The organism is Shewanella sp. MF08487 (assembly GCF_050848685.1).
Lineage (GTDB): Bacteria > Pseudomonadota > Gammaproteobacteria > Enterobacterales > Shewanellaceae > Shewanella > Shewanella glacialipiscicola.
The window spans coordinates 50364-77187 of record NZ_JBOZPB010000002.1 but is presented as its reverse complement, the minus strand read 5'-3'; the positions used below and the strand labels follow the sequence as shown (position 1 = coordinate 77187).

At 43.1% G+C, this 26824-nt stretch carries 30 protein-coding genes; 13 read left to right on the top strand and 17 right to left on the bottom strand.

Annotated features, from left to right (window positions below; all coding sequences use genetic code 11):
- Positions 1–72: 72 nt before the first annotated feature.
- Genes ispG through ACRN9H_RS01715 form a run of 4 tightly spaced genes read right to left on the bottom strand, consistent with a single transcriptional unit; the run spans position 73 to position 4228 of the window.
- Complete coding sequence (gene ispG / locus ACRN9H_RS01730) at positions 73–1188, bottom strand: flavodoxin-dependent (E)-4-hydroxy-3-methylbut-2-enyl-diphosphate synthase (RefSeq protein ID WP_432312203.1); 1116 nt, start codon at positions 1186–1188, stop codon at positions 73–75.
- 48 nt (positions 1189–1236) lie between these two features.
- Complete coding sequence (locus ACRN9H_RS01725) at positions 1237–2289, bottom strand: RodZ domain-containing protein (protein WP_432312202.1); 1053 nt, start codon at positions 2287–2289, stop codon at positions 1237–1239.
- Positions 2286–3074, bottom strand: coding sequence for a type IV pilus biogenesis/stability protein PilW (pilW, locus tag ACRN9H_RS01720; RefSeq protein ID WP_432312201.1), 789 nt, complete (start codon positions 3072–3074; stop codon positions 2286–2288). The genes ACRN9H_RS01725 and pilW overlap by 4 nt, the downstream gene beginning before the upstream one ends.
- Positions 3075–3106: 32 nt before the next feature.
- Complete coding sequence (locus ACRN9H_RS01715) at positions 3107–4228, bottom strand: bifunctional tRNA (adenosine(37)-C2)-methyltransferase TrmG/ribosomal RNA large subunit methyltransferase RlmN (RefSeq protein WP_432312200.1); 1122 nt, start codon at positions 4226–4228, stop codon at positions 3107–3109.
- 151 nt (positions 4229–4379) lie between these two features.
- Between ACRN9H_RS01715 and ACRN9H_RS01710 the strand changes: the two genes are divergently transcribed.
- Both ACRN9H_RS01710 and ACRN9H_RS01705 read left to right on the top strand, forming a co-directional pair.
- Entirely contained in the window at positions 4380–5471 is a 1092-nt protein-coding gene (locus ACRN9H_RS01710) for a CNNM domain-containing protein (protein ID WP_432312199.1), read from the top strand.
- Between the two features lie 101 nt (positions 5472–5572).
- A complete protein-coding gene (locus ACRN9H_RS01705) occupies positions 5573–7318 on the top strand; it encodes a bifunctional metallophosphatase/5'-nucleotidase (protein WP_432312198.1) in 1746 nt (581 codons plus the stop codon).
- A gap of 61 nt (positions 7319–7379) precedes the next feature.
- Here the strand turns inward: ACRN9H_RS01705 and ACRN9H_RS01700 are convergent, their stop codons facing one another.
- Positions 7380–8273, bottom strand: coding sequence for a LysR substrate-binding domain-containing protein (locus ACRN9H_RS01700; protein WP_432312197.1), 894 nt, complete (start codon positions 8271–8273; stop codon positions 7380–7382).
- Between the two features lie 195 nt (positions 8274–8468).
- On the opposite strand from ACRN9H_RS01700, the gene ACRN9H_RS01695 reads away from it, so the two are divergent.
- Entirely contained in the window at positions 8469–8912 is a 444-nt protein-coding gene (locus tag ACRN9H_RS01695) for a DoxX family protein (RefSeq protein ID WP_432312196.1), read from the top strand.
- An 11-nt stretch (positions 8913–8923) separates the two neighbouring features.
- On the top strand, positions 8924–9634 hold the full coding sequence (locus ACRN9H_RS01690; RefSeq protein WP_432312195.1) for a pirin family protein: 711 nt from the start codon (positions 8924–8926) through the stop codon (positions 9632–9634).
- Between the two features lie 36 nt (positions 9635–9670).
- Here ACRN9H_RS01690 and ACRN9H_RS01685 read toward each other — a convergent pair whose 3' ends face one another.
- The 4 genes from ACRN9H_RS01685 to ACRN9H_RS01670 form a co-directional block, all read right to left on the bottom strand.
- Positions 9671–10198, bottom strand: coding sequence for a GNAT family N-acetyltransferase (locus ACRN9H_RS01685; RefSeq protein ID WP_432312194.1), 528 nt, complete (start codon positions 10196–10198; stop codon positions 9671–9673).
- Between the two features lie 143 nt (positions 10199–10341).
- Positions 10342–10851 (bottom strand): GNAT family N-acetyltransferase, encoded by a 510-nt coding sequence (locus ACRN9H_RS01680; RefSeq protein WP_432312193.1) that lies wholly within the window; start codon positions 10849–10851, stop codon positions 10342–10344.
- Positions 10852–11033: 182 nt separating this feature from the next.
- Positions 11034–11336 (bottom strand): NrfJ, encoded by a 303-nt coding sequence (locus ACRN9H_RS01675; protein WP_432312192.1) that lies wholly within the window; start codon positions 11334–11336, stop codon positions 11034–11036.
- A 126-nt stretch (positions 11337–11462) separates the two neighbouring features.
- Positions 11463–11672 (bottom strand): DUF3820 family protein, encoded by a 210-nt coding sequence (locus ACRN9H_RS01670; RefSeq protein WP_076496591.1) that lies wholly within the window; start codon positions 11670–11672, stop codon positions 11463–11465.
- 540 nt (positions 11673–12212) lie between these two features.
- On the opposite strand from ACRN9H_RS01670, the gene ACRN9H_RS01665 reads away from it, so the two are divergent.
- Both ACRN9H_RS01665 and ACRN9H_RS01660 read left to right on the top strand, forming a co-directional pair.
- Positions 12213–13037 carry a zinc-dependent peptidase gene (locus ACRN9H_RS01665; RefSeq protein WP_432312191.1) on the top strand — a complete coding sequence of 275 codons (825 nt, stop codon included), beginning with the start codon at positions 12213–12215 and terminating at the stop codon, positions 13035–13037.
- 24 nt (positions 13038–13061) lie between these two features.
- Positions 13062–13694 carry a nuclear transport factor 2 family protein gene (locus tag ACRN9H_RS01660; protein WP_432312190.1) on the top strand — a complete coding sequence of 211 codons (633 nt, stop codon included), beginning with the start codon at positions 13062–13064 and terminating at the stop codon, positions 13692–13694.
- A 79-nt stretch (positions 13695–13773) separates the two neighbouring features.
- Here ACRN9H_RS01660 and ACRN9H_RS01655 read toward each other — a convergent pair whose 3' ends face one another.
- Positions 13774–15249 (bottom strand): HDOD domain-containing protein, encoded by a 1476-nt coding sequence (locus ACRN9H_RS01655; RefSeq protein WP_432312189.1) that lies wholly within the window; start codon positions 15247–15249, stop codon positions 13774–13776.
- A gap of 252 nt (positions 15250–15501) precedes the next feature.
- A complete protein-coding gene (ltaE, locus tag ACRN9H_RS01650; protein WP_432312188.1) occupies positions 15502–16515 on the bottom strand; it encodes a low-specificity L-threonine aldolase in 1014 nt (337 codons plus the stop codon).
- Between the two features lie 323 nt (positions 16516–16838).
- On the opposite strand from ltaE, the gene ACRN9H_RS01645 reads away from it, so the two are divergent.
- The 3 genes from ACRN9H_RS01645 to tpx all read left to right on the top strand — a co-directional run bounded on the left by ACRN9H_RS01645 (position 16839) and on the right by tpx (position 19071).
- Positions 16839–17435, top strand: a complete 597-nt coding sequence (locus tag ACRN9H_RS01645; RefSeq protein WP_432312187.1) for an OmpA family protein — start codon at positions 16839–16841, stop codon at positions 17433–17435.
- A 35-nt stretch (positions 17436–17470) separates the two neighbouring features.
- Positions 17471–18298 (top strand): mechanosensitive ion channel family protein, encoded by an 828-nt coding sequence (locus tag ACRN9H_RS01640; RefSeq protein WP_432312186.1) that lies wholly within the window; start codon positions 17471–17473, stop codon positions 18296–18298.
- A gap of 182 nt (positions 18299–18480) precedes the next feature.
- Positions 18481–19071: a thiol peroxidase gene (gene tpx, locus ACRN9H_RS01635; RefSeq protein WP_432312185.1), complete on the top strand. Its 591-nt coding sequence runs from the start codon at positions 18481–18483 to the stop codon at positions 19069–19071.
- A 70-nt stretch (positions 19072–19141) separates the two neighbouring features.
- Here the strand turns inward: tpx and ACRN9H_RS01630 are convergent, their stop codons facing one another.
- Complete coding sequence (locus ACRN9H_RS01630; protein ID WP_220773740.1) at positions 19142–19783, bottom strand: trimeric intracellular cation channel family protein; 642 nt, start codon at positions 19781–19783, stop codon at positions 19142–19144.
- A gap of 377 nt (positions 19784–20160) precedes the next feature.
- Positions 20161–20721, bottom strand: coding sequence for a DUF4136 domain-containing protein (locus ACRN9H_RS01625; protein WP_432312184.1), 561 nt, complete (start codon positions 20719–20721; stop codon positions 20161–20163).
- A gap of 192 nt (positions 20722–20913) precedes the next feature.
- On the opposite strand from ACRN9H_RS01625, the gene ACRN9H_RS01620 reads away from it, so the two are divergent.
- The 4 genes from ACRN9H_RS01620 to ruvX all read left to right on the top strand — a co-directional run bounded on the left by ACRN9H_RS01620 (position 20914) and on the right by ruvX (position 22811).
- Positions 20914–21231, top strand: coding sequence for a hypothetical protein (locus ACRN9H_RS01620; protein WP_432312183.1), 318 nt, complete (start codon positions 20914–20916; stop codon positions 21229–21231).
- Positions 21232–21394: 163 nt separating this feature from the next.
- Entirely contained in the window at positions 21395–21724 is a 330-nt protein-coding gene (yciH, locus tag ACRN9H_RS01615; RefSeq protein ID WP_432312182.1) for a stress response translation initiation inhibitor YciH, read from the top strand.
- Positions 21725–21792: 68 nt separating this feature from the next.
- Positions 21793–22356: a YqgE/AlgH family protein gene (locus ACRN9H_RS01610; RefSeq protein WP_432312181.1), complete on the top strand. Its 564-nt coding sequence runs from the start codon at positions 21793–21795 to the stop codon at positions 22354–22356.
- A gap of 29 nt (positions 22357–22385) precedes the next feature.
- Entirely contained in the window at positions 22386–22811 is a 426-nt protein-coding gene (ruvX, locus tag ACRN9H_RS01605; protein WP_220773728.1) for a Holliday junction resolvase RuvX, read from the top strand.
- 72 nt (positions 22812–22883) lie between these two features.
- Here ruvX and hemH read toward each other — a convergent pair whose 3' ends face one another.
- The 4 genes from hemH to ACRN9H_RS01585 form a co-directional block, all read right to left on the bottom strand.
- A complete protein-coding gene (gene hemH / locus ACRN9H_RS01600) occupies positions 22884–23897 on the bottom strand; it encodes a ferrochelatase (RefSeq protein ID WP_432312179.1) in 1014 nt (337 codons plus the stop codon).
- A 33-nt stretch (positions 23898–23930) separates the two neighbouring features.
- Complete coding sequence (locus tag ACRN9H_RS01595) at positions 23931–24470, bottom strand: glutathione peroxidase (protein WP_432312178.1); 540 nt, start codon at positions 24468–24470, stop codon at positions 23931–23933.
- A 182-nt stretch (positions 24471–24652) separates the two neighbouring features.
- Positions 24653–25765 carry a PilT/PilU family type 4a pilus ATPase gene (locus tag ACRN9H_RS01590; protein WP_432312177.1) on the bottom strand — a complete coding sequence of 371 codons (1113 nt, stop codon included), beginning with the start codon at positions 25763–25765 and terminating at the stop codon, positions 24653–24655.
- Between the two features lie 9 nt (positions 25766–25774).
- Positions 25775–26812, bottom strand: a complete 1038-nt coding sequence (locus ACRN9H_RS01585) for a type IV pilus twitching motility protein PilT (protein WP_220773731.1) — start codon at positions 26810–26812, stop codon at positions 25775–25777.
- Positions 26813–26824 lie beyond the last annotated feature (12 nt).

The window sequence follows — 26824 nt, the reverse complement described above, 5'->3', positions numbered from 1 at the left end:
AAACGACCCCGTCGGTTTCGGGGTATAGCTCAAAATCATTAGGCGTAATCTATACCCCAATGCGTACGCATATTACTCAGTTGTATCTTTTACTTGAATACGGTTCGCCATTAAGCTGGCTTTAGCGCGTATTTTCGCCTCAAGAGAATCGACTATATTGTCGTTATCAAAACGCTCTTTCTGACGTTCGCCCTCGTCATAATATCCGCTCTTATTGTATCCGCCAGTTAAGCCGATATGTGACACTAAAGCTTCACCTGGGCCATTTACTACGCAGCCGATAATAGACACATCCATAGCGGTGGTAATGTCTTCGAGGCGACGTTCTAACTCATTAACTGTGCTTATCACATCAAACTCTTGACGAGAACAAGATGGGCAGGCAATAAAGTTAATACCGCGGCTACGAATACGCAGTGATTTTAAAATATCAAAACCCACTTTGATTTCTTCGATAGGATCCGCTGCCAGCGAAATACGCAATGTATCACCAATGCCTTCGGCCAATAGCATGCCTAAACCTACCGCTGATTTGACTGAACCGGCGCGCGCGCCGCCCGCTTCGGTAATACCCAAATGCAAAGGCTGACGAATTTGTTTTGCTAATAAACGATAGGATTCAACCGCTAAAAAAACATCAGACGCTTTAACGCTGACCTTGAATTGATCGAAATTTAATCGGTCCAAAATATCTACATGACGCATCGCTGATTCAAGCAAGGCTTGTGGTGTTGGCTCTTTATACTTGTCCATTAGATCTTTTTCTAATGAACCACCATTTACACCAATACGAATAGGAATATTGTGGTCACGGGCACATTCAACCACGCTACGAATACGTTGTTCATTACCGATATTACCTGGATTAATGCGCAGGCAATCGACACCGTACTCGGCCACTTTTAAGGCTATACGATAATCAAAATGGATATCGGCCACTAAAGGCACATTAACCGCTTGTTTAATGAGCTTAAAAGCTTCAGCCGCATCCATAGTCGGTACTGAGACACGTACGATATCGGCACCGACTTTTTCTAAGGCACGAATTTGAGCAACCGTTGCCTCGACATCGGTGGTCTTAGTATTGGTCATTGACTGAACGGCAATCGGCGCCCCATCACCAATCGGTACATTACCCACATAAATGCGGGTGGAAGGACGTCTTTTTATGGGAGTTTCATTATACATGCTTAATACGCTCTATTTCAGTTCGTGCTGCAGATCATTACGCGGTCATCAGACTTTAGGCAAGGTTAGACGTGCAACACGCCCCTTGGGGAAATCCGCCAAACTAACTATTTGACCATCTAAACTTAAGGTTGCCACATGGGGCGCACCTAAAATAATTTTAAACGGCGGCATACCGCTCACTTGCACGACAGCGCCAGCACCTTTAACGCCATCGACTAGGGCTTTACCTTTCGCATCGACAATGTTTATCCAGCAATCACCGCTCAACTGAAGATCTATCGTAGATTGGCCTTCAACCACTGCCGCGGTATTGACGTTAGTGACTGGAGATACCGGAATAGGTGCAGGAGTTGATGCGACAAGAGGCTGCTGAACCATTGGAGCCGTTTGCGAGGTGGCCGTTGCAGCAGCGACCAAACCACCATCTTCATTGCTCGTGTCAGCTGCTCGAGCATAATTATTGTCGGTAGGTCCAGTGCTGACATCGATAGTGCTGGCATCGGTATCTTTAATTGGGCCATCAATCGACATAGAGCCATTAGCGGCTATATCGGTCAATTGTTGACTGGCATCGGTTTCGGTCAAAAGTACGTCGCCCGGCAAAGTTTGATTGACCGCCGCGACCTCTTCAGCTGTAGGTTGTGATAAATCAACCGTTGTCAGTAAGGTTGATTTTTGCATCCACCAAACGACCAATAAACCAAGTAACACAATGACAATAAAAATACTCAGCCAAGTTAAACGTTTGTCACTGGCTTGATAGGTTGTTTTACGAGAAAAGCTTTGCATTGGCGGCTCAGCCACTACCGGCACTTGGCGTAATAAACAGGCTTCAATCAAAGCAGTATCAGCATTAACCATACGAGCATAGTTTTTAACATAACCACGGGCATAGGTTGGCGATGCTATGTTGGCAAAATTATCAGCTTCAATCTCCTCAATAACACGAGGACGTAAGTGCAGTTTTACTGCAGCGTCTTGAAGGCTGAGGCCCATTTTTTCACGGCCATTTTTTAATAAAGTTCCAAGCGTTACATCTGACACAGTAGACTCTGTTACTAAGGATTCAACTGGTGCATGGGTTTCATGATCTTTCATTGATGCAAATTAACTCTGTATTGCTTGGCCTGAGGTGATGCTGGAAATTTGGCAAGCAATAAAATACCAAATTTTTTCACAGCGGCATCATCATTCACTGCCTGCTCTATTTTAATTCTGAGCGCTAAACTTTCTGGAGTTTGCTCTGCAACTTGGTGGTAACGCGCTAATTGATTTCGCGCCTGAACATAATCACCTAGTTCGGTTTCTAACTCAGCTAACTCCAGCAACGACACCGAACGTCTCGGGTCATACTTTAACGCCATCTGAAAATACTGTCTTGCCTTTTCTGTTTGTCCAGCTTCTCGGCTACAAAGGCCTAAGTTTTCATAACTTGAAGCGGTACGCGTATATTTGGGCATTTCAATTGCGGCCAAAAACATTTTTTCAGCTTTGTTGTATTGCTTTTGTTGACACAAAAACACCCCGAAATTATTCATGGAATCGCCTGAGGCGTCCTTAGTACTAATGGCATTCATGTACGACTCTTCGGTACGTACTAAATCGCCCACGGTTTGGTAGTAATAAGCCAAAGCAATATGGACATCTTCAAGCTCTGGAGCATATTCTAATGCTTTATCGAGATTATATTTAGCTTGTTCTGAATTGCCTCGATTTAAATAGGTTAATCCCAGTTGCATCCGCTCGCGCGCAGCGGCGACCTTGTCTAACTTTCGCTCCGAAACAGGAATATCGGTTCCGGTATAAGTACGCTCAGTAACGCACCCTGTAATGAATAAAGACAGGGTTAACACTAACGAAAACTTTGGCAATCCATGCTTCATTGGCAAGCCTATAAATCTGTGCAAACAAAGAGTTAATCCATTGTGACTGATATCTGGTTTTCTTGCATGCGTTTTTTTGCTAAACGCTTGGTTCTATCGCGAATATCTCCGGCTAACTGACCACAGGCCGCATCAATATCATCGCCACGGGTTTTACGCACTATCACAGTAAAACCGTATTCCATTAACACCTTAGAAAAACGATCAATTCGAGAATTAGACGAACGGCCGTAAGGTGAACCAGGGTAAGGGTTAAATGGAATTAAATTTATCTTACAAGGCGTATCTGCCATCAATTTAGCTAACTCATGGGCTTGGTCTGTGCTGTCGTTAATATGATCGAGCATCACATACTCAACTGTGACGCGGCCACGGTTAGCATTGGACTTAGCAATATAACGACGAATACCCGCTAAAAACTCATTCAGCGGATATTTTTTATTAACGGGGACTAAAATATCACGCAGCTCATCATTTGGTGCATGAATACTGACCGCAAGAGCCACATCAATCGCATCACCTAATTTATCTAACGCTGGCACTACGCCCGAGGTTGATAGGGTCACGCGGCGTTTTGATAAACTAAAACCAAAATCATCGAGCATAATATCCATTGCTGGGATTACGTTGGCTAAATTCAGTAATGGTTCGCCCATGCCCATCATCACCACGTTAGTGATAGGACGCTCGCCGGTGTCTTTAGCAAAACCTAAAAAGTGCGATACACGCCAGATTTGGCCGACGATTTCAGAAACCGTTAAGTTACGGTTAAAACCTTGCTGGCCGGTAGAGCAGAAAGTACATTCAAGGGCACATCCCACCTGTGATGATACACATAAGGTGGCACGTTCCTCTTCAGGAATATAAACCGTTTCGACTTCTTGGCCTTGGCCAACGTTGATTGCAAATTTGATAGTACCGTCGGTCGACTTTTGAAAACTGGCTATTTCAGGTGCAACGATTTCGCAGCGCGCCGCCAACTTTTGACGTAACACTTTGTTGATGTTGGTCATCTCTTCGAAGTCACTGACACCGAAATGATAAAGCCATTTCATGAGTTGGTCGGCACGAAAGGGTTTCTCCCCCATATCCGCAAATAATGCGCGCATTGCCTTACGATCAAGGTCTAACAAATTGATCTTTTTTTCACTCATATAACTAACCTCAACATCAAAAACCGAATCCTGCAACAGGGCGGCGAATTATACAGACGCAAATAAATTTTAGCCAGTAACTCAATTAACCTATGATAGAATACTGCTGGGCTAATGTTGGCCTAAAATACGGAGTTGTAATTCCACCTATATGTTAACCCTCATCATTATAGTGCTTGTCGCTGTCGCAGTATCTTTTCTGTGCAGTGTGTTCGAAGCGGTTCTTCTTTCTGTTACCCCCAGTTATATCGCTTCACTCGAACAGACCGACAGTGCCGCAGCCTCTCGTTTACGTAAATTGAAAGAGAATGTCGAGGCTCCTTTAGTGTCAATTCTCACCCTAAATACGATTGCACATACCGTCGGCGCAGCCGTTGCGGGTGCTCAGGCTGCAAAAGTATTTGGTGACGACATGCTAGGTGTGTTTTCAGGCGTATTAACCTTTATTATCCTGTTCTTCTCAGAAATTATTCCTAAATCACTGGGTGCTAACCATTGGCGTCGTCTTGCACCGAGTGTTTCTATTGCCGTGACATGGATGAAGCGCGTAACCAAACCGTTGATTTGGATGTCACAGCAAGTGACTCGTTTGATGGGTAAAGGCGATGAAGGCCAATATATCCGTCAAGAAATGAGCGCAATGGCAAAAATCGGCCATGAATCAGGTGAACTCGATGAGCAAGAGTCAAAAATTTTAACTCAAATGCTTAAAGTTCGAGATATGCCAGTCACTGCAATTATGACGCCGCGGACAGTGATGTTCTCGTTACCGATTGATTTAACGCAAAATGAGTTTGTGCGCCAGTATCGCGACAAGCCTTTTAGCCGTATTCCTGTGTATGACCAAGATCATGATGATGTGATTGGTTATATCACTCGCACCGATGTTCTGCTGGCTGAGCGTTATACACCTGACGCCCCGATTGGCGAACTCAAACGCAGTCTATTTGTCGTGCCTGAAACGGCAAAAATCCTGCCATTATTTGAGAGAATGATTAAACGTAATACCCAAATTGCTATGGTTGTTGATGAGTACGGCAGCAGCCAAGGGATTGTAACTCAAGAAGATATTATCGAGTCTATGTTAGGACTGGAGATTGTTGACTTGAACGATCCTGCTACCGATATGCAACAATTAGCCCGAAAACTGTGGACTAAGCGCATGAAACAAAAAGGCATTCGTCTATCCGATGATGGTGATTTTGAAGCCGCATCCGATGACGATGAAGCCAAATCAGGCTAAAAACGGGTGTAGTTTAGATATTAATGATGTAAAGGGAGCCTAGCTCCCTTTCTTGTTTTAGGGGAGAAAGTTATAATCTCCCGCCGTAATAGAGGTCCGTTATGAAACAGAGTTACACACTCTCACTCGCGCACATTAATGATACCCATTCGAATTTTGAATCCAGTCGCGTTCAATTTACCCTAACGGTAGGTCATCTTAAGTTTGATATGGCTAGCCATAGCGGTGGTTATGCCCGCATAGGCCACCATATCGCCAAAGCGCGCCAAGAAGCGATTAAAAACAATACTCCTTTTATCTTCTTGCACGGCGGCGATAGCTTTCAGGGTACACTTTATTTCAGCCACTTTAAGGGTAAAGCTAACGCTCACTTACTCAACTTGTTAGCGCCCGATGCCATGGTCATTGGTAATCACGATATTGATGAAGGTAACGCAAGGCTTGCCGAGTTTGCTAAGCAAATTGATTTCCCATTGCTTGCGGGCAATATGGATTTAAGCCAAGAGGATATTAATAAACCGGGTTGTTTGCGCGGTTTACCTAATATTTTGGACTATGACCATGAGCTAAAACTGGCCAAATACCTACTTAAGCCTTTTCACGATAAAACGCTAGCCATCATCGGCATTACCTTAGATCAGATGAAAGAAATAGCACGTCCCGATCCCGATACCCATTTTGTTGATGCCATTGCCACCACGGCGCGTACGGTTGAGCATCTTAAACAACAAGGTATCAAGCATATTATTGTACTCAGTCATTTAGGCTTAGATCAGGATAAACGTCTTGCGGCCGAAATCGATGGCATTAGCCTTATCGTAGGGGGACACACTCATACGTTACAGGGTGATTTTCGTGCGCTGGGTTTGAGTAATATGCCCTACGGTGAAGTCATCAATAACACGCCGATAGTGCATGCGGGCAAATATGCAGAAGTGGTAGGCCTAGCCGAGATAACCTTTGATGCTGAAGGTAAAATGCTAACCTTAAACGGTGGCAACTACTTCATGCTCGATCAACATTTTGTACTAAGTGCTAATGTCGCGGTCAACGATACCGACTACCAAGCTGTACGTCAGCAACTCAACCAACATCCACATATTTTGTGGGATGAAGCCGATGCCGATATCGCCGGCGTGATTAGGGATATCTATAAACCCGCTATTGCCGAGATGGAAAATTATGTCATCGCACAAATCCCTAAAAATTTAGTGCATACGCGTTTACCCTCAAAAAGCTTACCCCACGGCAGTCAAGTTGCGCCTTGGGTTAGTCGCAGCATGTTTCAAGAGGCTAAACTTGTCGACCCACGGATAAACTTTGCCCTGCATAACGCTGGCGGTGTGCGCCAATCTGTTTCCCAAGGGCAATTGACGCTTGCAGATGTGATGGGGCAATTACTGCCCTTCGAATTACCACTGGTAAAGTATGAAATCCAAGGCCAGTTTCTGTATCAAGCATTAGAGTCTGCCATTAACTCAGCCACTAACAATAGCGTGCTGGGTACAGGTGCAGGTAGTTTCCCTTATACCTATGGTTTACGTTACTACTACGATGGTAGACGGCCATTGGGCGAGCGTTTATTTAGGCTAGAAATGATGCAACAGGGCAGCCAATCCCTTTGGCAGACAGTAGAATATGAATCACTATATGTAGGTGTTTCAACCTCTTACACCGCAGCGGGGAAAGAAGGATATCATCCACTGCTGCAAGCACGCTGGCAGGAATCGATGGAATCATTGACCTTACCACAGGCATTTATTCGTTTTTTAAAGCGCTCACCTAATTTATCGGACTTGTGGTCACAACACGTGCATTACACCAGCCACAGGCCGCGCGGCAAATAAACGCTGCACCAGGTAGTTGCGTATCCTTCCTAAATGGCAAACTCAAACTTAAAGCGACAACCTAAAATAGCCAAGCACATTGGGGTAAACGTTCAGTAAACCAAGCCTGCGCTTTACCCTCCTTATCTTTACGCCACGCCATAAATACCTTTTGGGCTGGACGCGGGATTTCTACCTGACAAGCAACTAAAGCCCCTGTAGCCAATGCATCCAAGATCAGGTGCTTTGGAATATAGCCCACACCTAACCCTAATTGCTGCGCTTTAATTTTCGTCTGCATATTCGGCACTCTAATCACTTGGCGACTATCAAATAAACCACTTGAACGCTGCGCCAGTGCAGTTGAACTATCGGCTACCACAATCGAGGGAAACTGCAATAAAGCCTCCGTAGGAATAGGATCTCTATGTTGCGCTAATGGGTGGGCAGGATTCAAAGCAAACACAAACTCTAATTCACCCATTTCAACCACATGATATTGGCCTTTGGGCAGCTCACCCGTCACGCCAATCGCAATATCGGCACGGCCCGAATAGAGTGCATCCCAGCCGCCACCCAAGGACTCTTCACTAATATTCACGGCAACTTGCTTGCCTAGCTCAGTAAATTCACCAATCAACTGCAATAGGGGTAAATCGGGCACCACGGTATCTATGGCTAAGGTTAGCGAAGACTCCCATCCCGTCTCCAATTGACGTACAGCCTCTTCAAGCCTTGATGTTGCTGCGAGGATTTCTCGACCTTGGCGCAATACCAGTTGACCAACTAAGGTCAGCTCAGCGCGCTTACCCTTACGTTCGAATAATTTTGTGCCTAAATCACTTTCTAGTTTTTGTACTGTGTAAGTCAACGCCGAAGGTACTCGAAACAAAGACTCAGCCGCAGCAGAAAAACTGCCTTTCTTATCAATCGCATCGAGCACGATTAATCCATCGAGACTAATAGATGGCAGCATACAAACCTCACATTCAAATTATTTGAAATAGAAATTGAAAATGTTCCGATTTTATTCAGTAAAGGTCAAGTCTACACTGCTTAGCAATAAAGATTGTTCTTCCAACATCACGGATAAAGATAATGAAAATCCGTAAATAAACCAGATTAAATATACTTAACCATAATTTAAATAATTTGAAAAAAGGAACACACCATGAAAACACTCATCACAAAAATACTGAAATCGACCCCGAGTTTTGCCCCACTGGCACTGCGTATTCCTATCGGGATTATCTTAATTGCCCATGGTTCACAAAAACTGTTTGGCTGGTTTGGTGGCTATGGCTTAGAGGGAACAGGCCAATGGATGACGTCAATTGGCCTAACGCCCGGTTACCTAATGGCTTTAATGGCAGGTTCTAGTGAGTTCTTTGGTGGACTGTTGTTGTTATTGGGTCTACTCACTCGCCCAACGGCTCTAGTATTGTCATTCACTATGGTTATCGCGATTTTCTCAGTACATATAGGTAATGGGTTGTTCCTTGCTAACAACGGTTATGAATTTGGTTTAGCACTACTTGCAGCCACAGCGTCACTGGCAGTTTCAGGTGCAGGTAAATTATCACTCGACAATCTTTTAGCTAGCCGCATCAAATAAGGGGAATCAAGATGATCACACTACGCAAAGCACAGGAGCGCGGTCAGGCAGATTTAGGCTGGCTTAAGAGTCAACACACTTTCTCTTTTTCTAGCTACTATGATCCAGCCCACATGGGAGTTTCGTCCTTAAGAGTGATTAATGATGACACAGTGGCACCCGGCGCCGGTTTTGATACCCATGGTCATAAAGACATGGAGATCATCAGTTACGTGATATCCGGCACTATCGCCCACAAGGATAGCTTCGGCAATATCAAAACCTTACCCGCAGGCGAGTTTCAATTAATGTCAGCGGGTAAAGGCATTTACCACAGTGAGTTCAATGCCTCTAATACCGAGCCTCTGCACTTTTTACAGATTTGGATCCGCCCAGATACTTTAGGCATCGATGCGGCTTATCAGCAAAAAGCCTTCGAGCAAAGCTCAGCGCTGACGGCTGTAGTGACTCCCACTGGAGACAATGGCACGCTTAAAGTACAACAAGATGCCACCGTTTATCGTTTAGTGCTGAACGAAGGTGAAAGCGTAACAATGGACAGAACGCCCATACAAGCGAGTCGTCATCTGTATGTGCAATTGATTGAAGGCACATTGGATATCAACGGCACGACATTGACTCCAGGTGATGGCGCACATTTATCCCAGCTTACCAGTGTCGACTTTAGCGCGACTGCTGGCCAAATCACCGCGTTAGTATTTGACTTATCGGCTAACGCCTAATATTTAGCGGCGCGAATTAACAGCAGTGCTTACCTATTAGAGGACAAGGGTCATGCTAAAGTTAACCAGAACTTGAGCGGCCTGCCCTTTGCTCTTATCTAGCGTATTTAAAAAGCGTTTATGCTCATTTCGGCGCGTATTACGAAAGCCCTGCTTCTCAAAAAAAGGCCGCGCTAAATAGGATGCCTCTACCGTTAATCGTTTAAGGGCTAAGGCTTTCACTTGTTCAAATAACGCAAAATACAAAGTGGTTGCTACGCCAGAGCGTGCATATTCAGGATGGACAAATAAACATTCGATTTCGGCTGACGCCTCAACCTCAGTGTCATCACCCAGCTTAAGATTGATGAAGCCTACCAGCATGTTTTCTGTCTCAGCCACCCAAATAGTGGTTCCTTTAAGACGCTCAAGCCAATAAGTATCACTGCGGCTCTCGCCTTCGATATAAGCCCAAGCTGAACGTTCAGCAAACGAGTAATACTCGCCTGAGCCTTGCATCACACTTGCCTCAAAGATTGCCGCGAGCTGCGAGACATCCGCTGGCGTAAATAGTCGAATCTTCATTCTCAGCCCTTATACTCAATTGTTAATAGATTGAGATTAACGGTATTTTGCTACAAATAAAATAGTCACCTTCAATTGCCTTACGCCCATGCTTTACTGCACGATTCTTTGCACCACGGTTTAAAACCAAAGTTGAACAATGATTAAATCTCTTTAACCATATAAAAGCCGCGAATAATTTGCCCTCGTTTTTGCTGGTAACTGGCCTGTACCTGCGTAAAGCCCATTTGATTAAATAATCCTTTCGATAAATAGGATGCATCCAGGCTCAAACGAGAATACCCCTGCGCCTTAGCCCAATCTTCTACAACAAGGTAAGCACGTTCACCTAATCCCTTGCGCTGATAATCAGGATGTATATATAAACTATCAAGGTAACCTTGCTGGCTAAAATGGGTTTCAATATTAATGAAACCGATACACATTGCCGATGTTGCTAGGGCATCTTTGGCCAATACCACCCACGCTTTTGAGCGTCTTAAGCGCAAATCCCAATATTTAGCCGATCTTGGCGCCGCTGACCAAGCCGCAAGCTGCGCAGATGAATAACGGGCATGATTGATACTATGCACGCAAAGATGAAATAACTCACTCACCTCAAGGGCATAACATGATTGATAAGGCTGGATGTCAAACTGTTCAAACGCCGCCACTTAATTGTTCCTCCGACTAAAGCATATAGCTAAAAATAGTGATATTTTGCCGCGTTTAGCCCCATTGAGATAGCCAAAAACTGATATTTAACGCCATTAAGCAATAGAAACAAAAACGGCCTCGAAAATATCGAAGCCGCTTAATCGATGAGGTACAAAGTGAGTGCACTCAATACAACTGACTATTTCTTATTGATTTGGCCCACAAATAACAGTTTATCAAAGGTGCGATTCAAAGTTTTGCTAGTGAATTCATTCATCCACATTTGCTCAACTACAGACACTTTATCGCCTTTATTCACTTGAGTTTCAGGACCCGCTGCCCAAAAAGTTGTGTCAGCTTCTTTAATTTGTACGTAGGTGTAACCGCCACCATTCATAGTATCAACAACAGTACCTTCGTGGGTTACGCCCTGCGCCCAAGCACTTGACATGCCTAACGCTAACGTTGCTACCGCTGCTAATTTTACCAATTTTGCTATCATGCCTATGTTCCTTTTGTTTTACTAATATGCCGCATTAAAGCACGCTCACAACAATAAATCGCTAATCTCTATCACGAAATACAACACTTATCGCAAAAGCAATATTTTTATGCCAAGACAGGGAACTCATTTCAATAACGGTTTTAGCATGCCTTCTAAGCCATTTAGCTTAACTTCATACATTAAGGCTAATTGCTCACCCAACTTTCCCTGAGGAAACCCTTGTTTATGAAACCACACAAGATAAGGTTCGGGTAATGTTAATAATTTACGCCCTGCGTATTTGCCAAACGGCATAGTCTGGTTAACCGCATCAATTAGTAACTGTTGATCCACTTCATTATCCCCCACGCTATTTAGCGCTATATATTACCGCAAAACCAAATCATTTGCCTGTGCGCTCCAGTCGCAAAAAATAGCTGAGAGATGCTATCAAAAATACCATCTTCTTATTTACCAGCACTTATCGATATAGGGCTAAAATGCGTTAGAGCATAAGCTTTTTAACATAATATGCCTGCACGTTTAGCTTATTAGGCCAGTAACAATACGCACATATACGTTTTCAAATCAATTATCTATAAACGGCAATCTTATAAACGCTTAATCGTAAACACCATTAGATTTAGATGTTTGAGATAACACGCACTGGTATCGGCTTAAATATGCTCAATACCAAGCGATTTAAACACTCGTGACTTACGTTAATATTTCGGCCACTCGTGAACGGTAGCTAAAAGCAGGAAAGTGATAGTAATCTGCAGGGTAATAAAGTCGTCACTCTGTTGTTTTTACCCCAAAGGTTGACTTCACTCGGCTTTGTCCCCATTAGCTAATAATATAGTTAACGACATTTCATCTTGCTAAAGGCACATTATGCTCGCGATCTCACTCACTGTGCTACTTAGCGTTGCCGCAATGGCTTGGTTAATCTCAACCCGTTGGCGTAAAACATTACATCGACGTCGTATAGCGGCAAGACCATTTCCTAAAAGTTGGCGAGTGATCCTTAAACAAAGGTTACCTTACTTTCATGCACTACCAACCGATTTACAGCTACAACTCAAGCGGCATATTCAAATATTTATTGATGAAAAGATATTTGTTGGCTGCGATGGTTTTGAAATTACCGATGAAGTTAAAGTCACCATAGCCGCCCAAGCTTGTCTTTTATTACTGAATCGTAAAACGGATTTTTACCCCAAACTGACACAAATCTTAGTCTATCCCGATGCCTTTATCGTTAATAATCAGCATCAAGATGCAAACGGTATTATGTGGGCAGAGCGCAATGTACTGGCGGGCGAATCGTGGGAATATGGCAAAGTAGTGCTCTCGTGGAAAAATACTGTAGATGGCGCCGCCGATCCCCACGATGGCAATAACGTTGTTATCCACGAGTTTGCCCACCAGCTCGATCAAGAAGACGGCCAAGCCAATGGCGCGCCAATACTGCAACATTTTGCCGATTACAGTTCTTGGTCCGAAGTACTAAGCAAGGCTTTCATCCAATTACAACACAGCGCAAACTTTGGCACGCCCTCATTATTTAATTACTATGGTGCGACGAATCCCGCTGAATTTTTTGCCGTTATTACTGAAGTCTTTTTTGAAAAGCCAGAGGATTTCTACCAACAACACCCAGACTTGTATCGGGAACTGAGCCGATTTTATCAACTCGATCCGATAAACTGGCATTAACCCATAAAAGTAGAGGCACACTAAATGCTCAAAGACACTCATGCATTCGCAGTTAAAGGCACCACTGTTAATCGCGCCGTTAATATGAGTCGCGCGACTAATGCCAGTCGTGCCACTAGTGTTAATCGCGCCAGCTTGGGGTTACTGCTCAGTGCTTTAATGCTTGGCGGCCTTAATGTAAGCGCACAGGTACAGGACTCGCTAACACAAAGCGCTCAAACACAAAACACTCAAGTCCAAGGCGCTGCAACGACTTCGAATCCTGATCGACAAGCGGCGGCTCACGTATTAGATTTACTCAACCAATATTCAAGCGATGCCGATTGGGATAAGTATTTTGCCCTGTACCGACAAGACGGCATTTTTATTGGTACGGATGCGAGTGAGCGTTGGGGAGTGGCGGAATTTGAACATTACTCCCGCCCTACAAAAGGTTGGCGCTATGATTTAACCGAGCGACATTTAATCCAACATGGCGACGTAATATTGTTCGACGAGTTATTAAATAGCCCCGCCTATGGCGTCAGCCGAGGAACCGGCACTTTGATTAAAACCGATGGTAACTGGAAAATTGCACAATACCACTTAAGTTTCCCAATCCCCAATGAGATAGCGAAACAGGTCACCACCGAGATTAAAGCCACAAATAAACAGTAACGCCGCACTCCCATAAATGCGGTTTCGAAAGAGCAAAGTTTAAAAAATAGCTTTAAAATACAGTAATTCACCGCGAGCACTACCTTAAAGAAACAGTAAAACACACATTTGCCAATTGGGAGAAGTGGATGAAGCTTTGAAAATCTACGTCTTCAAATGCCCTTTGTGAAGGGCCCCGATCTGCGTAATAAAACCCGATCACTTTGCTATCAACCAACAAAGGCGCCAGTAAAAAGCCCTGCCGTGACAGGTGCCGCGCTTGCAACTCCTTGCACTGCCCCTGCCATTTTTTAGAACAGGGATCGTCCACCAAAAGTGGCGCCTTATGCTCCATCGCTTGATGGAATAACCCACGCTTGTCAGTTAAATCGATAATAAACTCTTGTTTTATCGCATCGGCATCACGACCTAGTATCACCCTAGGTTGAAGCTGTTTACGGCTTGGCGATAACAAGAGTACGCCGCAGCGGTCAACACCTACTCCCTCAAGAATGCCTTCAAGAACCGTTTGCATTATCTGATTAAAATCCGCTTTATTAATGGCAAAGCCTGTCAATTCCCGCAACTTAGCCAACTGCACATTCAAGTTGGCTTGATAGACTGGCATATCTAACGGGATGGGCGGCAGATCGGGTTCAGCTGCGACAATACGTTGAGGATCAGGTAAGTAATCGAGTAACACATTAGCACCGTACACTTCTGCCAACTTATGGGTCGCATTCGCGCAGCGTTGCATCCGTACCAAAAACTCACTCTCTTCTAGCCCAGTAAAACTCGCCGCTTGAGTCATGCGTTTTGCTAGTTCGAGCTTATTGAGAGTGGGCTGAGATAAAATGTCGCAAAGCTTATCAGCAAGAAAAATAGCACGAATGTCTGGCCGCTGGTCCTCAGGATAATTCAACGCTTGGATAAGCAACTCCCCCAATCCCCAATTACGGGCAATACTCTGGGTGAGCTGCAAAAAAGAAGCACCTAGTGCTTCGCGGGTAGCACTTCTTTCTTCGGCGGGCGTCTCACATTGGCTGAGCGTTAAATCTAACTCTTCGGTAAACTCGCCCCCAATACTCCAAAAAGCGCTCTCGCCGATGTGATACAACAAAGAGGCAATAAAGGCTTCCTCCTGCATCTCCTCGTCATGATGACTGAGCATCATCCGCGCAATCATGGCTGCTTGAAATGCCTTGGCCATCAACTTGATTAATCTTTGATATACATTTGGGGCGAGATTTTTACTCTCTAACAAGCTTGAGAGTAACTTGGCGGTGATACAGATATTTCGCACCGCATCGAAACCAAGCACTATAGCGGCGCGGCTAACGGTGGAGATTTGGCTACTCCCCTTATGGTAAATAGCACTATTGGCGACTCTAAGAATACGAGAGGTTAAGGCGTTATCGTGCATCACGCTACGCCCAAGTAATGCAAGAGAGGAAACGTCATCCTTGGCGAGTTTTTCTAGCGATTTAACCGTCGAACACAGTGCGGGCATTTCTAATTCACTGATCCGATTTGTCCAATAATCGACCCCTTTATTAGTATTGTTATTAGGCTTCAACCTAAATTTACCTTAGTTTTATAATCTTGTTGTTTTGAGTATAGATAAGCACAAATATTTCGCCCGTAGTCTAAGGCTTGATTTCACAAATAAATCCTTGATGGCTTAATAATACCAATCGTATTGGCTATGCAGACACAGTTAACGTGAACATAGCCAATGTGATTGTTATAATTCAACATCACGTTATACCCGTAAATAAAAATGCCCGAGACAAAGCTCGGGCATTAAAGATTTCAAAGCAAGCTGTGCTTAGGCGGTAAAGTGCTGCTTAACAACACGCAGCACTTTATCTATGTCCTGACGGTTCACATCTTTGTGAGTCACAAGCCTAATCGTACGCCCAGGGCTTATCAAAATGCCTTCTGAACGACAGTGTTTCGCCAATAAATCTGCATCAACATGGGCCGCTAATTTGACAAATAACATATTGGTTTGTACTGCGGTTAAATCTATGTCAAATTCGCTCAACTCGGCTAACTGGCGAGCCAAATACGCCGCGTTGTCATGATCTTCACTCAGTCTTTGCACTTGCTCCGTTAATGCGAGTGTACCCGCAGCAGCAAGGATACCTGCTTGGCGCATGCCCCCACCGAGCATCTTACGCCAACGTATGGCTTTGTTAATTAAACGCTCGTCACCTAAGAGCAATGAGCCGACAGGTGCGCATAGTCCCTTCGATAAACAAATCGATACTGAATCAAAATGCGCAGTAATGTCACTTATTGCAATATTCTGCGCAATGGCAGCATTAGCGACCCGCGCACCGTCTAAATGAATTTTTAAACCACGATTAAAAGCAAGCGCCTGCGCGCTGGCTAAATAGTGCTGTGGTAGCACCTTACCGCCAATCGTATTTTCTAAACTAAGCAAACGCGTGCGAGCAAAATGGATATCATCAGGCTTAATCGCAGCTTCAATATCGGCTAAAGCAATACTGCCATCCATTTGATTGATAATGGGCTGTGGTTGAATACTGCCTAAAACAGCCGCACCACCCCCTTCAAATTTATAATTGTGCGCTTGCTGGCCGCACAGGTACTCATCACCACGTTCGCAATGGGCCATCAAAGCCAATAAATTAGCCTGGGTTCCTGAGCAGGTAAATAATGCGCTTTCAAAGCCAAACATGTCGGCGGCCATCTCTTGCAAGTTATTGATGCTAGGATCATCACCATAAACATCATCGCCAACTTCCGCTCTGGACATGGCCAAACGCATCGCGGCGGTTGGCTGAGTAACGGTATCACTGCGTAAATCTATCATCTTGTTCTCGACTTAGGATCTGCTTGGTACTTTATAGGCACAGGACTCTAGCGCCAAAAAACCATGTTGTATAGTTTGCCATATACTCCAAAGGCACACTAAGCGATAAAATGTACGCTTACAATGGCTCTTTGGTATACAAAATAATGTAAACCTGAATATACTCAACAGATTGTTACTATCACGTCTCTCGCTTGTTTAAGCTGTTTAACTTGGCGAAATGTGTCTAAATCGATAGAATGACTCGCTAAGATGGTCGTGCTACAAAAAGTCATAACTCTTAGTGATTTTATCTAAGGCTTATCATATAAAAGGGGTTTGTGGTGAATAATTCCCAGTCCAGCTGGATTAAACTGTGGTTTTTAATCCTATGTTTAAGCCTAATATCGCCTGTATTTGCTTGGACAGATAACGATCGAGATGGCGTACCGGATATTAAAGATGCCTGTCCAAATACGCCGCTCAATACCGCTGTTATGGCTAATGGTTGCCCTGAAGCGCCAGTTGAAGCGGCTAAAGTCACAACAGGGGCGTCACTCGACTGTGGCTCTACCAATCTTAATCAGGCCAGCGCTGATTGTTATGATATTTCATCGGCGGTAGTGTATTTTGATTTTGCGATTGCTGAAGTTAACTTTGCTCAATGGAAAACTCTCGCTTTTGTGAAAGCATTTTTAGAGCAAAATGATGTTGCATTAACTTTGGTTGGGCACACGGATGTCGTCGGCACTCCAGAGTTTAATTATCAACTCTCCCTGCAAAGAGCTCAAAACGTAAAACGGATTTTAGTTGAAGATTATGGCTTTAATCCAAATCGCTTTACTGTAGTTGGTAAAGGAATATCTGAACCTGTCGCGGATAACCGTTCTAGCGAAGGGCGCAGTTTAAATCGACGAGTACAATTTATCGTCAACAATTAAGTAGTTTTGTTCGCGTACATTTAAGGAATGACTCAATGGAAAACCTAGAAGGTTTATTAAAACAAGCACCTGATTTGCTTGTAACTTATGGCTTAAAAATATTATTTGCGCTAATTATTTTTTTTGTAGGTAAATATTTTGCTGGTATAGCACAAGGATTAGTACGCAAGTTACTTAATAGTCGAAAAGTAGATCCTACGGTTGTCTCATTTGTCGCGAACCTCACTTGGGCGATAGTGTTTGTATTTGCGGTCATTGCCACCTTAGGGCAAATCGGTGTACAAACGGCATCTCTGGTTGCGGTTATCGGTGCGGCAGGTTTAGCAATAGGCTTAGCCTTACAAGGTTCTTTGTCTAACTTTGCCTCGGGCGTATTAATGGTATTATTCCGCCCTTGCCGTGTCGGTGACTACATTGAAGCTGCGGGCATTGCTGGCACTGTTGAGGAGATCACTATTTTCTCGACTAAACTTCTTACGCCAGATAACAAACTTATTACCGCACCTAATTCATCAATCATGAATGGCACAATCACTAACTATTCGGCAATGGATACACGTCGTATTGATCTAGTGATTGGCGTCTCTTACTCTGCTGATATTGCGCTCACTAAACAGATTTTTCAGAATATATTAGACAATAACCAATATGTGCTAAAAAATCCGGCCTATACAATTGGACTCTCAGAATTGGCAAGCTCATCAATTAATTTCGTAGTCCGTCCCTGGGTAGCAAAAGCGGATTATTGGACAGCCCGTTTCCAGCTTCTTGAGCAAATAAAAAATGAATTAGATGCCGCGAATATCGGTATTCCATTTCCACAAATGGATATCCATGTCAAAGAATTACCTTTAAACAAGTAACTACTCAGCAATGAAATGTTAGTTGTTGGCGAGAGCTATAATACTTATCAATTAAGCTAATCCATTTATAAAAGGCCTATCACATACGAATAGGCCTTTTTTATGGTTCTGAGTACCATTTTAGCGTACCGTAAAGCACTGATAGCTGCTAAGACACTGACATTCATTCGCAAGGAAAACTCATGCAAAAATACGTTTCATTTTTAGCCGCAAGCTGTATTTATGGTTTAGTTCTGGTAAGCCAAAATGCAATCGCCAATGATAAAACACAGGTTCTTATGGGCGAAAAAACCGTCAGCCTAGAAGGTAGGCTACCTAAGTTGTCGCAAATGGCGCCAGGATTTAAAGTCGTTGATGAACATTTTACGCCAGTAATGCTAAGTGACTTTAAAGGCAAAACCGTACTCATCAGCGCAGTTCCCAGCTTAGATACGGGCGTTTGTGCATTACAAACTAAACGTTTCAATAGCGAAGTGAGCCATTTTTCTGATGATGTCGTGATATTAACGATCAGTACCGATTTACCCTTCGCACAAAAGCGTTTTTGCAAAGTTGAAAACGTAGATAAAATAAAGGTGTTATCAGATTCTGTATGGCGTGATTTTGGCGAAAAATATGGCTTGTTAATTGAAGATTATGGCTTGCTGGCTAGAGCTATTTTCATTATTGATGCCGAGGGTAAACTGCAATACCAAGAGTTAGTCCCTAACATTACAGAGCATCCTAATTATGCCGCCGCACTTGCGGCCCTGAAAACTATCAAAGCTCAGTAGTCATTCAAATCAACAGGGCAGCCTTAGCTGCCCTGTCTTACAACAATCAGCAAAACGACGAATATGACAACTAATGCGTATGTTGATCGCCATTGGCCTGATAATCAAAGGTCGGCATAGACCAATGATATCGCAGTGCTAACATACGCAGACTAAAACCAACACTGAGACAAATCAACAAATTAATCCACTCTGTCAATTGATAGTCTTTTAAGAGGATATACAAACTTGCCGTCAGCAATGAAATCACCGCATAGAGTTCTTTCTTAAAAATCAAAGGCACTTGATTACACAGAATATCGCGGATCACGCCGCCAAATACGCCAGTGACTAATCCCATCACTACGGCAATTGTCGGGCTAAATCCAAGCATTAAGGTCTTCTGCGCACCCACGATAGAAAATACCGCTAAGCCCAAGGCATCAATGGCTAAAAATAACTTAGACAAATAGCGCATCACGGGCGCGATAACCACAGTGAGTAACGAAGCAAAGGCTATCGCGATAAGATAATGTACGTTCTCAACCCAAATTAACGGATAATTGCCTAGCATCATATCCCTTAGCGTGCCGCCGCCAATCGCAGTAGCGCAGCCAATAATCACCACACCAAATAAATCCATCTGCTTACGACCCGCCGCTAAAGCGCCCGTCATCGCCTCAGCAAGAATACCTATTAACCAAAGTAACCCAATAATCTCAGTCTCATGCATCTTAACTACGGCCGACAACTCAAAGAAGCTGATTTTGCCTGAAAAGTCTGAGGTTCTATAATGATTTAATTTTGATTTAAGCATTAGTAATTTTAATGCAAAGATTAGCTCTCAGCTAAACGTAATGTGATTTACTATCAAAGGCCATCAAATAAAGCATTTTAATAATAGCGAGTTATAAAAATGCTGATTCTAACTGTGACTTATTTCGCAAAAACTATGATAAGTATTAGTAAAGCAAATTTAACTAAATTGTAAATAACGACTCAAACTCTGTTTTAGTGTGTGAATGTATAAAAATCAGCCACAAAAAAACAGCCATAAGGCTGCTTCATTTTTACTAAAACACTATTAAAATTTAAGCTTGAACAGTGTTACTACTTAGCATCGGGTTTGGGTGGATAATTTGCCATCACACTCGCCACCGCTTCATTAATAATCTTCACTCTTTCTTCTGGGGTATTTTTATCACGAATAGTATCAACGACCGATCCGCGCCAGACAAGTTTAGAACTTTTATTATCAATAAAATCAATTATTAAGGTACCCACTTCATATTCTCTAACCGTAGTTTGAGTCTGCATATTACCGCCCCACCCCCAGCCAGGCCCATAGTAAGGGCTGTAACCGAAGTTACTATTAAAGGTGTCTACATTGATTTTTTTATCCACTTTAGTGAAGTAGTTAACTAACACATCGGCATCTTTGGCATCGACTAACGTCATACCTTTTGCTACCAACTGTGTATTAACGGCTTCTCTTACTCTTTGGTCCATTAAACCATCGAGGTGATAATTTGTAGAGTCTGATTTCTGAGCAACCCAAGCATAGGTTTTATATTGCGTAAAACTGGCGCTGGGATCGTAGTCCCAACCGGCCTTCATTGTGCTACAAGCACTGAGTGCCAGTGCGGCTAGCGCGATAAAAATATTTTTCATCTTAATTTCCTCAGATATACAAACCGAACAAAGATAAGTAAGTGCTATAGATATAAATTTAGCTTACATAGCAATTGCTGGTTCTACAACTCAATTGATTATTAAACTAGCATTTCATTTAACTTGACTTAAGCAAAATAAAACCAGATGATAATGATTATCAATTGAATGATTAGGCAAAGGGTGGCGTACATGTATTGGTTTGCGAGCGCGTTTATTGTAGCGTCTATTATTTTTTTCCTTGCACCAGAAAAAATTTCACTTGAAGCCAATAACGCTAAGCTAAAAAGGCACTTACCCGTAAGCCTGCTTGTTTTACCTATCATAGTGCTAGGTTGGTTAGTGATTAATGCCCTTTCTAACGGCGCCAATTTTACCACAGTCGCGGCTTTTGGGTTCGTCATCACCGCCTGCTTAATTGCTTTACCTAAGCTACATAAATTTATCATGCCCAGCGCCTTACTCACTGCTACCGCTTTGATTATCATGCTAGTCCTACGCATTCATTAATCTCATTTTCAAAAAATATGCTTACCTCCCTGCAAAGAGTTAGCATTTTGTTTGGACCACTTAGTGATAATTCTTAAGTGGTCTTTTTTTACCTCCCAGAACCCCCTCTAATTTGGTAAACTCAATGAGTACCAGCCACTTCTCTTACCAATGAATAAAATCTATGAAAGCAGATCCTAATGTGTCTTTAGTATATAGCACCGATAAAGGCCGTATTAATGCAGAGCCTGTTGCTCCGCTTATTCCAGAATCCGATGGCATCGTCAGGATCTATAGGGACAGTAAGGGCCGAAAAGGCAAAGGTGTTTCTATTATTTCTGGCTTGGGTCTTGATGAAAGCGCATTAAAAATACTGGCTCAAACCCTTAAAAAACAATGTGGTTGTGGTGGAACTGTTAAAGATTTTACCATTGAAGTCCAGACGGACAACCGCGAACAACTCAAGCTATTACTAGAGAAGCTGCATTACAAAGTAAAATTAGCAGGCGGTTAATCTCGCTCAATACAGCAATATAACCCTATGCGCTAATACAGCTTAGCCATATCAAACGGAGTCGTTTAATGGAGAGTTTGCAAAACCATTTCTTAATTGCCATGCCTTCACTGCATGATACGTTTTTTGAACGCTCGGTTATCTACATCTGTGAGCATGATGCCAAGGGCGCCATGGGGCTAGTGATCAACAAACCACTTGATATCGAAGTTAATTCTTTATTAGAACAAATGGAATTACCTACTGAGCAAATTTCCTCGGATATGGTACTCAACACCAATGTTATGATGGGTGGACCTGTTTCCCAAGATCGTGGCTTTGTGCTGCATACCTCTCAACCTTATTGGGCCAACAGCACAGATCTTAATTGTGGTTTAATGTTAACTACCTCTCGCGATGTATTAACCGCCATAGGAAGCAATAGATCGCCAGATAAATTTCTCGTCGCTCTAGGTTATGCTGGCTGGAGTAAAGATCAGCTTGAACAAGAACTTGCTGATAATTCTTGGTTAACGATTCCTGCAACGCATGCCCTTTTATTTGACGTTAAACACGAAGACCGTTGGCCGCATGCTAGCCGTACTCTTGGATTTGATGCTTGGCAAGTTTCAGCTCAAACGGGCCATGCTTAAACCTATTTTTTAATATAAGTCTGCACACTATGAATTCGAAAACTGTATTAGGTTTTGATTTTGGCACTAAGAGTATTGGTGTGGCTATAGGCCAAGAAATTACTGCCAGTGCCACACCATTATTGTCAATTAAAGCCGTCGATGGCATTCCAAACTGGGATCAAATTGGTGATTTAATCAAAGAATGGCAACCCGACTTAGTTGTCGTAGGCCTCCCCTTAAATATGGATGGCACAGAGCAAGACATGACCCATAGGGCGCGTAAATTTGCCAATCGCATCAATGCTAAATTTAAAGTAAAAATAGCCACTCAAGATGAGCGGTTAACCACTGCCGATGCTAAAGCCAGACTGTTTGAATTAGGTGGCTTTAAGGCGCTGACTAAAGGCCAAATCGATGCTGTGTCAGCGGTGCTGATTATTGAAAGCTATTTCGAAAATAATTTCGGTCAATAAAACCACCGCAAAAAGAAAAAGGATAAGTTGCCTTATCCTTTTTATATCATTTCAACACTCTGATTTGTCGAATTAAAAATAGGGTTTAACTAAGTTAGCCATCATAGTGATATGTTCGTCATTATCATTCAGCGCAGCAATATAACGGAATTTCTCGCCACCCGCCGCTGTAAATATATGGCCATTTTCACCGACGATCTCCTCCAGCGTTTCTAAACAATCGGCGCTAAAAGCAGGGCAAATAATAGCAACATCACGCACACCTTCTTTAGGTAATGCTCCCATTGTCGCGTCGGTATAGGGTTGCAACCATTTCGCTTTACCAAAACGCGATTGGAAAGTCATCACAAACTCATCTTTACCTAAACCCAGTTTTTCGGTAACGAGCCGAGTCGTTTTCATGCAGAAACAGTAATAAGGATCGCCTAAATGCAAATTACGCTCAGGCATACCATGGTAAGACAACACCAATTTTTGCGGTTTACCATGGGCGTCAAAATCTGCCTTGATAGAATTTGCCAGAGCATTAATAAAGTCAGCATTGTCATGATAAGTATTAATAAAATGCAGTGCTGGAATATAGCGCCACTTGGACAACTCAGCCGCAATCGCATCAAAAGCAGACCCCGTAGTTGGCGCCGCATATTGGGGATACAGAGGTAACACAATGATTTTATCAACGCCATTTTTATGCATTGTCTGCAACGTACTGGCGACCGATGGATTACCGTAACGCATGGCTAAATGCACCGAAACGTCATGGTTATCCGCTTTTAACTTTTCTGCCAACTTTGCCGCTTGGCGTAAACTAATGTCCATTAACGGCGAGCCTGCAGCGCTCCAGACTTTCTGGTACAACGCCGCTGATTTGGCCGGACGTATGCGCAAAATAATCCCATGTAAAATTAGCATCCAAACTAATTTAGGAATTTCGACTACGCGAGTATCCGCTAAAAACTCTGCAAGATAACGCCTAACCGCAGATGCGGTAGGCTCATCAGGGGTGCCTAGATTCAATAACAACACGCCAACTTTACCGCGTTGCCCGTGTCCAACCTCTTTGGATAAGCCTGAAAATTTAGCCAAAACAGCCTCTTAATTAATGTTATAACAATGAAATTACAGTACTGATTCTATCGCTTGTTTAAGCTCTTCGCTATCAGGCTTCACTTTAGAATTAAATTGTTGCACCACAGTACCGTCTCCACTGACGACATACTTATAAAAATTCCACTTTGGCGCCGCAGTTTTTTCGGCTAAGTATTTAAAGACACTATTAGCATCGCTGCCGCGTACTGGCGATGTGGCCAGCATAGTAAAGGTGACACCGTAATTGATGTAACACACCTTAGCGGTGTCTTTTTCATTATTTTCTTCTTGGAAAAAATCATCCGATGGAAAACCAATAACGACTAAGCCTTTATCTTTATAGTTTTCATGCAATGCTTCGAGTGCTTTAAACTGCGGCGTAAAACCACAATTACTGGCCGTGTTTACAATCAATACCGGTTTTCCTTGCGTTAGCTCGCAAAGATTAACGGTTTCTTCAGAATGTAACTTTCGTACTTCAAGGTTCAGATACTCGGGACAAGTGGCCGCCATAGCGCCAACGCTCATCAAGCTCGCGGTTAAAGCCAAAACTGTGGGTAATTTATTCATTGCTTTCTCCTTTACCTTTTCATTACGCAAACATACGAGGTAAAGATCATATTGAATTAAAAAATAAAAGCTACGCCTATGGACTGCATAGCGATGAAATAAAACCACTTTATTTATAAGTCTTTATCCATATAAATAAAAAACAGCCCATAAAGAGCTGTTTAACACTTACTTTGACTGAGTTAATCCATATCTAAGGTGACGCCTTCCATAAAACCTGAGCCGGTAGATTCTTTACTTTGTAATTTAATCATTAGACGTAAATCATTCGGCGAATCAGCATGATGCAGAGCATCTGCATAACTAATCTCACCATCGGTATAGAGTTTTAATAGAGCTTGATCGAATGTTTGCATGCCTTGTTCATTCGATTTAGCCATGGTTTCTTTCAACAAATGTAGTTCGTTCTTCGCAATTAAACTTGCAACTCTTGGAGTGTTAATTAACACTTCAATTGCGGCGCGGCGGCCATTACCATCGAGTCTAGGAATTAATTGTTGTGCGACAATACCGCGTAAATTCAATGATAAATCGAACAATAATTGTTGATGTTTACTCTGGGGCACGAGATGCATAATACGATCTAAGGCTTGGTTAGCGTTGTTTGCATGCAAGGTTGCCATGCAAAGGTGACCGGTCTCGGCAAATGACAGGGCAAACTCCATCGTCTCTTGGGTACGAATTTCACCAATTAAAATAACATCAGGCGCTTGGCGTAAAGAGCTTTTTAATGCAGCATCAAAAGACTCAGTATCGATACCGACTTCACGCTGGGTAATAATACTCTTTCTATGGTCGTGAACAAATTCAACCGGATCTTCAATCGTTAAAATATGTCCACGCGCATGACCATTTCGATAACCGACCAATGCCGCCAAAGATGTCGATTTACCCGTACCCGTTCCACCCACCATAATGATGAGACCACGCTTACTCATCACTAAATCTTTTAGGATTGGCGGTAATTTAAGTTCATCTACATCAGGAATTTTTGTTTCAATACGGCGCATAACGCAGCCTGGAGATTCACGCTGCCAAAAAGCACTAACCCTAAAACGGCCTAAATCCTTTACGGCAAAAGCAAAGTTACATTCACGACTCGTATGAAACTCTTTTTTCTGAGCCTCAGTCATCAATGACTCTACAAAATCCAGTGATTGGGCTGGCGTAAAAGCACTTTCTGCTAAAGGACGCAACTCACCATCAATTTTAGCGCTTGGCGGAAAACCAGCTGTGATAAATAAATCAGAGGCTTTACGTTCAACGATCACCTTTAAATACGGACGAACATCCATCATAAATCCTTAAAATGTCGCTTGCTTATTTGAACTTTTCGCCATCGCATCTTCACGAGTGATAAGACCGCGATTGACCAAGTTCTGCATACATTGTTCTAAGGTCTGCATTCCGTGAGCCATACCCGTTTGAATTGCCGAATACATCTGCGCCACTTTATCCTCACGAATAAGATTACGAATTGCCGGGGTGCCCATCATTATTTCATGTGCTGCCACACGGCCTCCACCCACCTTTTTGATCAGGGTTTGTGATATTACGGCTTGTAATGATTCTGACAACATAGTGCGCACCATGCTCTTTTCACCCGCAGGAAACACGTCAACTACACGGTCAATAGTTTTAGCGGCAGACGTGGTATGCAAGGTGCCAAAGACTAAATGGCCTGTTTCTGCAGCCGTCATAGCCAAACGAATGGTTTCAAGGTCGCGCATTTCACCGACTAAGATCACATCAGGATCTTCACGCAATGCGCTCCTAAGGGCGGCATTAAAGCTGTGAGTATGGCGGTGAACTTCACGTTGATTTATTAAGCATTGTTTATTTTGGTGAACAAATTCAATGGGATCTTCAATGGTTAAGATGTGATCATGTCGATTTTCATTCACGTAATCCACCATAGCAGCAAGTGTGGTACTCTTGCCTGACCCCGTTGGCCCCGTCACTAATACCAATCCTCTGGGGAAACTGGCAATTTTTTTAAAAATTTCCGGAGCACCTAATTGCTCGAGTGACAAAATATCACTCGGGATAGTACGAAATACAGCGGCGGCACCACGGGACTGATTAAATGCGTTAACACGGAAACGCGCTAAATTAGGGACTTCGAACGAAAAATCGATTTCTAAATGTTCTTCATAATCCTTACGCTGCTTATCATTCATTATGTCATACACTAGACTGTGTACACCTTGATGATCGAGCGCCGGCAGGTTAATTTTTCTCACTTCACCGTCGACACGGATCATCGGAGATACCCCTGCAGAAAGGTGTAGATCTGAAGCTTTGTGTTTTACACTAAAGGCCAATAACTCAGTGATTTCCATCGTTTGGGATAT